Genomic DNA, 11,653 nt, shown 5'->3' on the forward strand with positions numbered 1-11,653 from the left:
AGCGAAGCTGACCGGCCACGCGCTCCCAAAATAGCGTAGTACCTTCCGGTCGGATTCTCGAGGAGAACCCCATGATCTCGTCACCATCCTATCGTCCCACCTTGATCGTGCATCGTACCGGTTGTGCGGCCTTGGCCACTGCCTGTTCACAGGCAGCGATGGCGTCACGATTGTCATGCAGCATCTTGGCGGCGGTAGTGATCGCTGTCCACGCATCGGGATCGCTTGCGCGCATCATCCGGGTTCCCGCATCCCAAAGCGTCGGCTCGCCGATGATGTGAGCCGCCATGCTCTCCGGCATATGCCAGCTTGTCGGTAAGGCACGCAGGACGACGCCGGGGAGGATCGACCACAGCAGGCATCCGGCCGCTAGTCCGCCGCCGCCTGCCCATATCAGGCACCTGCGCTGCTCGCCTGTCACACGGACGGCCTCGACGAATCCGTGGATGATCCGCGCCGCCTCCTGATGCCCCTCCCGCGCTTCCCGGAGCGTCGCCTTGTCGGCCGCGCGGGATTTCTCGGCGGCCGCATCCATCCGCGCCGCCAGCCCTTCTGGGGTCAACTGCATGGCCGGCTTCTCGGCAATGACCGCCAGTCCTTGCGCGACGGCGGCGAGGCGCGTGTTCATCTGGCCGAGCGTCGCGCTGTAGTCGGGAATGTCGATGCTCGCGCGCTCCGCCGCCAGATGCTCGACCGCGTGCGCCATCATCGCGATCCGGCGGTCCAGCCGCGCGAACGCCTGCCCGGCGGATTCCTTCTGTAGCTCGGGTTTATTCAACAGCGATTGCTCGTCATCCATGTCTCATGCTCCTTGCTAGTGGCTGATCCCCAGGCTCCGGCCATGATCGAAGGGGATGCTATCGGCGAGGTCGCGCGACAGGCTGCGGCCCATGCTTTCGCCGATCTCAAGGCCAAGCTCGCGGCTGCGCAGCCCCAGCACGGATTCAAGCTGGGCGTCGCGCTCAAGGCTTTTCGCCATGTCGGCCATGTGCTGCGCGGTGGTCTTCGCGCCTCTGAAATTGCCGTCGCGCACCAACTCGGCGTGCTGCTCACGCAATTGCTGCCATCCTTCGACAAAGCGGTCGGCGCGCTGGAGGGGGTCTATGCGGATTTCAGCTTCGGCCTGCATGGCGCGCACGGCGTCATGACTGCTCCCTTGCGCCGCTTCGCGGATTAACTCCGGCTCGCCCCGGAACGCGCTGCCCAAGTCCGTGGAGCCTTGGGGCCGGATCGCGTCCAATGCTTGCCCAGCCCGATCCAGCGCCTCGCGCTGATGGGGCATGGGGTCGATACCTTGCGCGCGGGTCTGCCGGATAGCGTCCAGCGCCTTGGCGTAGCGTTCGACCGCCCCGCGCAAGCCCCCGGCGCGGATCGGCTGCGGGTCATGCTCGCGCTGCTGCTGGCGGGCCGGGTCGCGCTCGGCCTTGGGCATAGCGCCGCTGAGGTCGAGACCGTCGAACATACCGCGCCGGGGTTCGGGCGCGGGCGCTGCCTCGCGATCCTGACCGGGCAGCGAGAGGCGCAGCCCGTCGAAGATCCCGCGCGCCTTCTCCGCCCCGGCGCGGGCAATCTCCATGACACGCTCGCCAAAGCTGATGCCGTGCCGCTCCGCGAACTGCCGCGCCGGGTCGCGGGCAGGCTCGACTTGGCGGTAGTCGCTCACCATGTCCTTCGTGCGCTCGCGGGACAGGGTGCGAACAAGGCGGGCGTCGTCCTTGAAGTCGTCGCGGCCATAGTGGAGCGCCATGCCTTCGCGGTGGCGCGTCATGCCGACATAGGAGCCGTGCCGGTCCATCCCCGGCGTGGCGAGCATATGCGAGCGGTCCACGCTCATGCCCTGCGCCTTGTGGATCGTGGCGGCATAGCCATGATCCACATGGGCATAGTCCTTCGTATCGAACGCGACGCTGCGCCCGTCATCGGTGCGGACGGTCATGCCCTGCTGATTCACGTTCTCGACGGTGCCTAACGTGCCGTTCTTCACCTCAAGGCTACGCTCGTTGCGAAGGAACATGATGCGGTCGCCTGATGCGAAGGCGCGTGCGCCGCGCTCTGTCTTTACGCGAATATCATCGCCAAGCTCGTCCGCCGCCCGCATCCGGTCGCGCGCCGCCTCGTTGAGTTCGCGCACCTCGTCATTGGTATGGGTGAGGATGATCCGCGTTTGATCGGGCGCGGCGGTGCGCTCGCGGTCCCAGCGCTCGACCAGCTCGCTGCGCGCCTGCTCCCGCGTGTCGGCGGCGTGGACCATGCCATGGTTGGCATAGGCCCGGATCGCCTCGCCGGTGCGGCCGGTGGCAAGATGCCGGGTCGCGTCCTGCTGCCAGCCCTCATTCTGGCGACGAACCTCCGTGATCTCGACGCCGCCGTGCCGTTCGTGGATCGCGCGGAACGCCGCGCCCGCCTCGATGGCCTGCAACTGCTGCGGGTCGCCTACCAGCACGACCTTTGCGCCGGCGTCGGCGGCATGGGACAGCACGCGCTCCATCTGGCGCGTGCCGACCATGCCCGCCTCGTCGATCACCAGCACATCACGCGAAGTCAGTAGGTCGCGCCCCTGCGACCAGCCATGTTCCATGCTGGCGATGGTGCGCGACGCAATGCCCGAACCGTTCTCCAACCCTTCCGCCGCGATGCCTGACAGCGCCGCCCCGCGCACCTCGAATCCGCTGCGCTCCCATGCTTCCCGCGCAACCCCAAGCATCGCGCTCTTGCCGGTTCCGGCGTAACCGACGACGACGCTAAGCCCGCGCTCGGCCGTCACATGCTCGAACGCGGCGCGCTGCTCGCCGGTCAACTCCAACCCGCGCCCGTCCGCGCTGGTCAAAGCTGCTTCGCGCGCCTTCTCGTCCACGCGGTGCCGCTCGCGCTCGGCCATCAATTCCGATGCGCGCTGCAACCTCTGTTCCGTCTCGATCATCTCGCGCGACGTGAACCGATCATCGCCGCGCCCGTCCTTGCCCAAAGCGATCAAGTCGGGCGAAGCGCGAACGGCGCTCATGACGCGGTCGAACTGCTCCTTGCCGTCCGTGTGGCGGTGCACGAACATCGCCATGTCGCGGCGGGTGAACGTCGCCTGATGGTGGGTGATGGCGTCCAGCGCGATACGCGGCTCCGCGATGATGCGTTCGCCGTTGCGCTGCGCGGTGGCGCGGTGATTCTCGATGCACTCCGACTCAAGCCCGCGTTCGCCCATGCGCTGCGCGGCGGGGCCGATCTTGTCTTGTGGCTCAAGCCCGATGCCCTGCGCTTCCAAGGATCGGTGATCTATGCGGGCATCAATATCCAGTTCGGCAAGCCGGGTGTTGACGTGATCCGCCCACCGCTCGCGCCATTGCTCGACAAGCTCGGTCCTGTTCCAGTCGCGTTCCTTCGCGCCGAAACCATCCTTGCCCACCCCGCGCATGGTGAGCATGACATGGGCATGGGGTTTGGGCTGGCCGTCCGCGCCAATGTCCCAATGCACATTCAGGTCGGCAATCATGCCGCGTTCGACAAACTCCTGACTTACGAAATCGCGGGCAAGCGCGATGCCCTGTTGCTGATTCATCTCGCGCGGAATGGAGAACTCGACCTCGCGGGCTAGCTGCGCGTCCTTGCGCTTCTCGGTCGCCTCGACCTCGTTCCAAAGCGTTTCCCGATCCGCCAAGCGTTCGGGCGCACCGTCGGGCAGCATGATTTCGCTATGCTCGACGCCCGACTTGGCGTGAAAATCATGGTCGCGGTCCAGCCGCTCGTCATGCAGGCGCTCGCCCGCCCGATAGGCGGCGGCTGCAACGGCGCTGCGCCCTTGCGCGCGACCGATGACCTGAACGGAGAAGTGGTAGATCGCCATAGCGACATACCATCTACTGCCTTAAGCGCACGTCGGCACGACGTATAAGCGCGCCCTTCTCGAAATTTTCTCGGACGGGACTAGGCGGTGTCAGACTGTCACGGCGACTCTGCTGCGCTGTGGGTAGTATCATCTTATCATGATCGCATCGTCACTCAATGGAGACTTTGCGATGCGTAAACCCCGCGATTTTGATTCGGAACTCAAAGCCCTTGCCGACAAGGCCAAGGCGCTCAAGGAACGGCGTGTGCGACAGCTTGGCGAACTGGTGACGGCTTGCGGAGCCGATGCGCTCGATGCCGATCTGCTGGCCGGGGCGCTTCTTCATGCCGCGACGGTGAAGGATGCCGCCACAAAGGAGGGCTGGCGCAAGGCAGGTTCGGCCTTCTTTCACGGCAAGGGCGGCAAGCCTGCGGGCGGACCTGTTGGCCAACAGAGCGGCACTCTCCCGCTCGACGGCGGCGCGGCATCGGCTTGAGGCACGAAAGGCGCGAACCGACATGCGGGACTGGGCCGTCAAACGCCGTGAACGCACGCGGCATCTCATTGAACTCGGCGGCCTCGTCATCAAGGCGGGACTGGCTGAACTGACCGACGATGACCGCGCCACGCTTTACGGCGCGTTCCTCACGGTCGCGGACAGGTTGCGCGGCGACGAACGGGGAAACGCGCTTGCCCTCTGGCAGCGCAAGGGCAAGCGCGCATTCGAGGCGGAGCAGGGCGGAATAGACGGCTGATGCTATCGGCTGGGTTGCTGGGAATGTTCCTTGTTGCGCTTGTCCGCAACATAGCTCTGCCCGTTCTCGACGCGCGCTATGTCGAACAGCCCCGTGGCTTCGAACAGCGCCGTGAAGTTCCTGACGCCGTAGTTACGCGGATCGATCGGAGCCTGCCTTCGCGCGGCGAGTCCCGCCGCCGACATAGCCGCCCAGCCATCTTCTCGGGCTGTGGCCTCGACTGCCCCCCGTAATATGGTCACGAGTTTGGTGTCTTGTGACAGCGGCTTTCCCGCTGGTTTCGCGACGGGCGCTGGCTTTGCCTTGTCTCCCGCTTTTGCCTTGGCTTTGGGCTTTGTCGCCGGTTCCATGGGTGCGGCCGCTACCAGCGGTTCGTCCAATGTGTCGAGATAGAGGAAGGCCGTGCAGGCGTTGACGAACGGCGCGGGCGTCTTGCGCTCGCCAAAGCCGTAGACCTCATGCCCATTGGCCTTGAGTTGCATCACAAGCGGCGTGAAGTCCGCATCGCTCGATGCGAGGCAGAAGGCGTCGGGCTTCTGGGTATAGAGCAATTCCATAGCGTCGATCACCAGCGCAATGTCGGTGGCGTTCTTGCCGCTCGAATAGCTGAACTGCTGAATGGGCCGGATCGCGAAATCGTGCAGCTTGTCCTTCCAGTTCTTGAGGCCCGCGCTGGCCCAATCACCATAAGCGCGGCGAATGTTGGCCGTGCCATATTTGGAAAGCTCCGCCAGCATTTCGGCGATCTTGCTGTGCGGCACATTGTCCGCGTCGATCAGCAGCGCAATCCTGCGATCCGCTGTGCTGCGCGTCCGATCCTCTAATTCCACTTTATCCCCCCAAAGCGCGATGGCGATATTCTTGCGTACCGGCATCCCGAATGCCACCTGAATCGCGCAGACGAATGCCGCCTATTGCGGCACCTCCATCGTCACGCTGCCGCCAGGTAGCGCCTGATACTCGATCGTCGCCACGATGGGCGGGCGGCTCTTGTCGCAGTAGCGCACAGTGATGATGCCCTCCCGGATCGCGGGACACAGGCCGGAGCCATAGAGAATGTCCGCCAGCGCATCGAAGGTGGTCGCCTTCGCGCGATAGGCTCCGGTCCATCGCACCGCCCAAATGTCATCGTTGGCCTTGACCCGGTAGCCAGCCCTCTGCGCAACGTCCATGACCGCGCCAAGCACGGTGTCCGCGCGCACGTCGAAGTCCAGCACGGCGGACAGGTCTGCGGGTTTGGAACGGACGGCCTGCGCGGACTTCATCCGCCATAGCGTTGCCTCTGCGCCAGCCATGAAAAGGCACAGGCCGATCATCGCCAAGGGCAAATGGTCAACCCCGCGCTTGAGCCCGTCCGACCGCCAGAAACGGCGAACCGGAATGAGCGGATTCCACCGGCTCCGTGGCGGGGCGACATGTCTCACGATCCGCCATGTGCGTTGCAGCATGTTCGCACTGTGAGCAGGTCGGGACGGAGCTATCGCCGTCGTCGGCTCCGCTGGTGGCGGAAGCATTGGGGCTGGCAGGCTTGCGGCAAGCGACGCCTGATGGTCGGCAACGGCGCACGCCGCACGGTCGGCCAGTATCTCCACCCGCGCGAACGCCCACGCCAGTTCCTCTCCCGAAATGCGGTAGGATCGCCCATAGCGCGCCTCGACATAGGCGCGGCGGATGCAGCCGAATGCGCGACGTTCGAACCGGCTTTCTCGCGGCCATGCCGAACACAGGCGCGGGTCCAGTGCTTCCGCCGCCTCGCGCAGTTCATCCAGCGCATGGGTGCGCGGCGCGTGCAGGCTGATCGAGTGCAACACGGCCAGATAGAAATGCTCGCACGCCTGATGCAGCATCAGCGCCGCCATCGGTGCATCGCCCCGCTTTCGATAAAAAGCCGCGCCCGCCAGAAAATCCGTTCCGCGCTTATGCCACTGGATGAACTCCGCGACGCCCCGGATAGCCCGTTCCCGCACCGGAAGGCGGCGCGGCTCTTGCAGCCGCAAGCCTTCCATCTGGTAGAGCGCGATGCCCTGTTCGGCGATCGTGACGAAATAGGGATTGCCCTCGACAAGAGCACCGTTGATCCGCTCAAGGCTTTCTACGGACAGCCGCACCGGGCGGGCGATCTCGCCATGCTCCCATGCGCGGCGAAGCCGGTCGCGCACCAGCCGCCAGTCGCGGTCGCTGCGGGCGAGGCGGGGATCGTTGACGATCGCCAGCAGCCGGAATGCTTCCCCCGGCGCGACCTCTGCCCAATCCTTTTCTGCATGGGGACCGTGCAGGATCAGGGTGAGGATGCGGCCCGCCCGGAAATGTTCGGAGCATCGGCCCTTGGTCGTTTCCTCGAACGTCTCGAACAGGATCGTGGTGATATGAAGAAGCTCATCCCGGATTGGGGTGGGCAGATGATCGGCGTTGGTACGCAGCATCATGACTGCGCCTACTGTGGGCCGCGCTGGCAACCCTTCGGGCGTGGGTGGCCGGTCACGTCATGGACGCGGTCCACCAAGGCACGCACAAGAGGCGTGATCGTGGCCGGGATGAAGCCACCCGTCTGGGGCCGGTCTTCCTCCCAATCGTCATAGTGATAGCCCCACTTCCAGTAGGGCGAGAGAACCACCGCCAGCCGCGCCATGTCCGGGCAGTCATGGCCGAAGCCGCATGCATTGGCGTAGGCCAGCGCCTTGGCGATGTCCTGCTTGATGTGCTGGGCGTTCCATTCATCGGCAAAGCCCACGTCCAGCAGATAGGCGCATAGCGCCTGCTGACAGACGAAGCCTGCGTAATGCAGGGCTGGGTTGGAAAACCGGCTTTCGTGGAAAGGAACGACTTCCGTTAGCGACCAGCGCCGTTCCGCATTGTGATAGCGGAAGCGGCTGATGCTCCGCCCCTCTTTCGTGCGCGCAATGGTCGCGGGTTCGTCCTCATAGCGTTGGTGAAGCGACGCCAGCGCACCGCTCCAGGGTGAGGTGATCATCGGCATGGCGACCGACGCGACGGTCATACCGCGCAGCAAAGCGCGACGGGATGTAACGATTCTCGAATCGCTCGCTCGGAAGCTTGTCATCAGCCTGCCTTCCTTCAGCCATTCCAAGACGGAATGCCCGCCCGGAATCGATAACCGGCACCGCTTATAGCCCGAAAGGCAAGAAATATGCAATAAGAGGTGCCGGTTACTCCGCTTCAGGTTGAACAGGTGTCATGCACGGCTACGACGACAATATGGGAAGACCACCGCTCAACTTGAAATCAACCAATGTCCGTTTGCCCGAAGGTCTGGGCGATCGGATTGACAAACTGGTCGGGCGTCAGCGGCGCGCTGCCTTCATACGGGAAGTGCTTGAACGCGAAGTGGAGCGTTTGGAGGTCGAACAGGGTAAAGTCGGATAACGCCGAAATACCGCTGACGGAACCCCCTAATGATGAGGTTGTCGGATGCCACGCCAATCCGACAGTGTTTCTCAGGCAGTCGGGCAGCAAAAATAACTGTATAATGCCGTGGTCAGCGGAAACCCTTGGATTTGCGTCGCCCTTCCTGACGGGATCATGTGTTTTCCGACAGAGTGTTAATGTCAACAACCCGTCCTCCATTATCTTCTGTTATAAGCCGGACTGTAATATTTATGGGGGTGGCGAGTATGCCGGTAAAATCGCTGGGCGATATTTTTGGAACCTCACTTCATCGCGCCATATTGAAAGCAAGAGGCTACACCAAGGTAGGACGGACTTTTCGATGTGAGCGGCAAGATTTTACCGAGATGCTTATGATTCAGGGTAGCTCTTGGAACTCTGGGGTAGAACCATGGGAGTTCTACATTGATGTTTTGGTAGCCTTTCCAGACATTCCCTTGAGGCCGACGATACGGGGGGCGAACTATCACGCCAAAGGACGCATTGATGCCATTGTGGCAGATGCCCCTCCCAGCTTCCAATTGAGGGCTAATGATCTAGATCGCTTGGTTGTTGAAGTTGGGCAGCTTGCAACGGAGGCTTCCATTCGTTTGCCTGAACTGCTGCGACCAATCCAAGCTCGCGCACGTCAGGGGCTTTTTTCTCCTATTCCTCTGCCGGATTCGTGGCTTTGATGGTCAGGTTGTCCGAAAATCAGGTGAATTGCAGCACGTCGCTTCAGGCGACAGCCTGCAACCCCTTGCGCTGGATGATCGACAGCAGGCGCAGGGCAGGGCCACCGGGCCGCTTCACGCCACGCTCCCAATCGGACACGAGATTGCGCGAGACATTGAGATAGGCGGCGAACACCGGCTGCGAGACATGCTCGCGCTCGCGGATCGCCCGGATTTCATCACCTGCCAGCGCCGGGGCCGGGGCGAGGCACGCCTCGTCAAAGGTCCGCAGCGTCGCGCGCGACACCACGCCCGCGTCATGCGCGTCACTCATCATCTCATGGATCGCGCCTGCGATCTCGCTGCGATAGCCCTTATCCTTCATCACCGTTCCCATCGTCTATCTCTACCAGCGTTCCCGACGCCATCAGCCGGTCCAGTTCCTCACCGCTCCATTCCAGCGCCTCGCTCGCGGCCTTGCGGAGCAAGGCCAGGTCGACCTTTGATATGTTCGCCTGCGCATTCTTGGCGAACCCAAAAGCGAAAATCGCTCTGTCACCCTGCCTGAACAGGATCAGCGTGCGATAGCCGCCTGACTTGCCTTGCCCGGTGCGCGCGACGCGCTGCTTGATAACGCCGCCGCCAAGGTCGGCATCCACCAGACCGCTTTCCGCGCGCTCCACCGCCTTGCGAAGCGAAGCGTCCGCAATCCGCTTCCTTGCGCGCGAAGCGCTCGAACCATCCATTTTTGAAGATGCGCGAAATGGCGGTTCTCCTGCTTCTGTCACTGCATATAACACTTAGCGTTATAGTTCAACGCGGATGGGACGGGGCGATACGGTATCGGCTTCCTTGACAACGAACAGGTAGCGAGTGAGCATGAGTTCCTGCTTCACGACGCTTGCGGCGGTGGTCCTTTCAAAGGAGCATCCTATGACAGACTCGGCCTAGCGCCTTTTGGCTGCCCCCCGGAAAGGGGCGGCTGCGAAGGCTGCGCATGGGATTTTGGCACAGAGTGGGAAAAAATCTGCACTGATCGAGGTCAGTGAAAAGCCTATGCCAAGTTCCGCCGTTTTCCGCCGCTGACCGCCGATTGCCGCCAGCGTCCACCGTAACCTCAAAGCGGGACAGCCTGCGCGCCCGGAAGGCTCTTGTCCGGGACGGTAAGGCATCCAATGCTCGTGGCCGGGGGCGCGTGCAACATCCTGAATTGAAGAGATTGCCCCATGAATAGCCCTGACCGTATCATAAGACTGAAAACCGTTCTCGCCCGCACCGGGCTTTCCCGCACGACGCTCTATCGCAAGATGGGCGAAGGCACTTTTCCCCGCCAAGTGAAGATCAGCGTCCACGGCGCGGGCTGGCGCGAGTCCGCTATTAACCGCTGGATTGCCGATCCGGTAAGCTACCGGGAGGAGTTGGGCGTTTGATCCTGTCGCCGTGCCTTCGTCTCTTGTGGGCGAGGGCACGGCGATGTTGACAGCTTGCAATCAGGCGGCTTGGCTTTTCACCTTCCCGAATTTGCCGGTCACGACCTTCTGCCCATCGCGCAGGAAATCGAGATGGTCGGACCAGTGCTGCATCATGCGCACGCGCTCATCCCAATACTCGCCGCGTGTATAGGCGCGGCGCACGGCGTTGTTGTCGCAGTGGGCAAGCTGGCGCTCGATCGCGTCGGGATGCCATAGGCCCATCTCGTTGAGCAAAGTCGCCGCCATTGCCCGAAAGCCGTGGCCGGTCATTTCATCCTGCGCGAAGCCCATGCGCCGCAGGGCGGCGTTGATGGTGTTCTCCGACATGGGCCGGTCAACGGAACGCAGCGACGGGAACAGGAAGCGGCTATAATCCGCATCATGCTCGATGGTTTCGAGGATCGCGAGCGCCTGCCGGGATAGGGGGATGGTGTGGGCGCGGCGCATCTTCGTCTTGTGTGCCGGGACCGTCCACAGCGCCTTGTCGAAATCGAAGTCGGCCCATTCGGCATGGCGTAGCTCGCCGGGGCGAACGAACACATGGGGGAGCAATTGCAGCGCCGCCTTGGTGTTGGCGAAGCCCTCGAACGCCTCGATGGCCCGCAAGAGGCCACCTGCATTGTCGGCGCTGGTGATAGCGGCCCTGTGGACGGGTTGGGGCGCGATCAGTGCCCCGCGCAAGTCGGCGGCCACGTCACGTTCTGCGCGGGCGGTAGCGATGGCATAGCGGAATATCTGGCTGCATGTGCTGCGCAGCCGCTTGGCTGTCTCATACTTGCCCTTGCCCTCCATCTTGCGCAGCATGGTCAAAACCTCCTGCGCGGTGATGGCGGTGATAGGTCGCTTGCCCAGCGACGCATTGATGAACGCCAGCAGCCAGCGCAGTTTCTTCATCGTGACGGCGGAGCGGCCTTCGCGTTCGACCTTCACCAGCCATTCGTCGGCCACGGCCTTGAAGCTGTTGGACGCCGCCACGGTCGCGGCGATGCGATCCATCTTGATCTTCTCGGCGGGGTCATCCCCCTTCGCCAGAACCTTGCGGGCGGCGTCGCGTTGCTCGCGGGCGTCGGCAAGGCCGGTGTCGGGATAGACCCCGAAAGCCAGCGTCTTCTGCTTGCCCAGATGGCGGTAGTTCATCCGCCAGTAGCGCCCGCCATTCGGCGTCACATAAAGGAACAGGCCATCGCTATCGGTGAGCTTGTAGGGCTTGGCTTTGCTCTTGGCGTTTTTGATCGCAGCGGCGGTAAGCGCCATGATGGTATCTCCTTTTGGGGGAGGGCCGCGCTACCATCAGACATACCATCAATATGCTGGTATCCGGTGGTCCAAGACCGCTCCGTATGGGATACCTATACCACGAAAAACCGCAGAAATCCGCCGTTCCCGGCACCTTCTGATACTCTCTGGGAGAGTATTTTGGTGACCCCTACGGGAATCGAACCCGTGTTTTCGCCGTGAGAGGGCGACGTCCTGACCGCTAGACGAAGGGGCCTCAAGGGTCGGAAATTTTGCGGAAATGGGAGCCGACCGCTCCCGTGACCGATGGTGACC

The 11,653-nt window shown here is 63.1% G+C and carries 13 protein-coding genes and 1 tRNA gene; 4 read left to right on the top strand and 10 right to left on the bottom strand.

All coding sequences use genetic code 11. From position 1 onward, the window contains the following. Positions 1-88 precede the first annotated feature (88 nt). The gene (locus SKP52_RS21235; RefSeq protein ID WP_039578512.1) at positions 89-799 is read right to left on the bottom strand and encodes a DUF6118 family protein; all 711 of its coding nucleotides are present in this window, start codon (positions 797-799) and stop codon (positions 89-91) included. Positions 800-814: 15 nt separating this feature from the next. After that, a complete protein-coding gene (gene traA, locus SKP52_RS21240; protein WP_039578516.1) occupies positions 815-3,835 on the bottom strand; it encodes a Ti-type conjugative transfer relaxase TraA in 3,021 nt (1,006 codons plus the stop codon). Positions 3,836-4,007: 172 nt separating this feature from the next. Between traA and traD the strand changes: the two genes are divergently transcribed. Together traD and SKP52_RS21250 are read left to right on the top strand one after the other, a co-directional pair. Further along, positions 4,008-4,313 carry a conjugal transfer protein TraD gene (gene traD / locus SKP52_RS21245; RefSeq protein ID WP_039581926.1) on the top strand — a complete coding sequence of 102 codons (306 nt, stop codon included), beginning with the start codon at positions 4,008-4,010 and terminating at the stop codon, positions 4,311-4,313. Positions 4,314-4,335: 22 nt separating this feature from the next. Next, positions 4,336-4,572 carry a conjugal transfer protein TraD gene (locus SKP52_RS21250; RefSeq protein WP_039578519.1) on the top strand — a complete coding sequence of 79 codons (237 nt, stop codon included), beginning with the start codon at positions 4,336-4,338 and terminating at the stop codon, positions 4,570-4,572. Between the two features lie 2 nt (positions 4,573-4,574). On the opposite strand, the gene SKP52_RS21255 is transcribed toward SKP52_RS21250, so the two are convergent. The 4 genes from SKP52_RS21255 to SKP52_RS26560 form a co-directional block, all read right to left on the bottom strand. Continuing rightward, the gene (locus tag SKP52_RS21255) at positions 4,575-5,402 is read right to left on the bottom strand and encodes an NYN domain-containing protein (RefSeq protein ID WP_039581929.1); all 828 of its coding nucleotides are present in this window, start codon (positions 5,400-5,402) and stop codon (positions 4,575-4,577) included. Positions 5,403-5,483: 81 nt separating this feature from the next. Further along, positions 5,484-6,998 carry a HEPN domain-containing protein gene (locus SKP52_RS21260; protein WP_039578523.1) on the bottom strand — a complete coding sequence of 505 codons (1,515 nt, stop codon included), beginning with the start codon at positions 6,996-6,998 and terminating at the stop codon, positions 5,484-5,486. A gap of 8 nt (positions 6,999-7,006) precedes the next feature. Beyond that, a complete protein-coding gene (locus tag SKP52_RS21265; protein WP_228383727.1) occupies positions 7,007-7,570 on the bottom strand; it encodes a hypothetical protein in 564 nt (187 codons plus the stop codon). Positions 7,571-7,815: 245 nt separating this feature from the next. Beyond that, positions 7,816-8,142 (bottom strand): hypothetical protein, encoded by a 327-nt coding sequence (locus SKP52_RS26560; RefSeq protein ID WP_160292453.1) that lies wholly within the window; start codon positions 8,140-8,142, stop codon positions 7,816-7,818. Between the two features lie 62 nt (positions 8,143-8,204). Between SKP52_RS26560 and SKP52_RS25700 the strand changes: the two genes are divergently transcribed. Further along, positions 8,205-8,651, top strand: coding sequence for a DUF4304 domain-containing protein (locus tag SKP52_RS25700; RefSeq protein ID WP_160292454.1), 447 nt, complete (start codon positions 8,205-8,207; stop codon positions 8,649-8,651). A gap of 43 nt (positions 8,652-8,694) precedes the next feature. Here SKP52_RS25700 and SKP52_RS21275 read toward each other — a convergent pair whose 3' ends face one another. After that, the gene (locus tag SKP52_RS21275) at positions 8,695-9,015 is read right to left on the bottom strand and encodes a helix-turn-helix domain-containing protein (RefSeq protein ID WP_009820704.1); all 321 of its coding nucleotides are present in this window, start codon (positions 9,013-9,015) and stop codon (positions 8,695-8,697) included. Then, entirely contained in the window at positions 9,005-9,313 is a 309-nt protein-coding gene (locus tag SKP52_RS21280) for a type II toxin-antitoxin system RelE/ParE family toxin (RefSeq protein ID WP_039581938.1), read from the bottom strand. The genes SKP52_RS21275 and SKP52_RS21280 overlap by 11 nt, the downstream gene beginning before the upstream one ends. A gap of 543 nt (positions 9,314-9,856) precedes the next feature. Here SKP52_RS21280 and SKP52_RS21285 point away from each other — a divergent pair. After that, positions 9,857-10,060 (top strand): helix-turn-helix transcriptional regulator, encoded by a 204-nt coding sequence (locus SKP52_RS21285; protein ID WP_037521612.1) that lies wholly within the window; start codon positions 9,857-9,859, stop codon positions 10,058-10,060. Positions 10,061-10,120: 60 nt separating this feature from the next. On the opposite strand, the gene SKP52_RS21290 is transcribed toward SKP52_RS21285, so the two are convergent. Both SKP52_RS21290 and SKP52_RS21295 read right to left on the bottom strand, forming a co-directional pair. Then, on the bottom strand, positions 10,121-11,356 hold the full coding sequence (locus tag SKP52_RS21290) for a tyrosine-type recombinase/integrase (RefSeq protein WP_039578538.1): 1,236 nt from the start codon (positions 11,354-11,356) through the stop codon (positions 10,121-10,123). 163 nt (positions 11,357-11,519) lie between these two features. After that, positions 11,520-11,594 (bottom strand) — tRNA-Glu (locus SKP52_RS21295). Positions 11,595-11,653: the final 59 nt, after the last annotated feature.

This window comes from Sphingopyxis fribergensis, assembly GCF_000803645.1.
GTDB lineage: Bacteria > Pseudomonadota > Alphaproteobacteria > Sphingomonadales > Sphingomonadaceae > Sphingopyxis > Sphingopyxis fribergensis.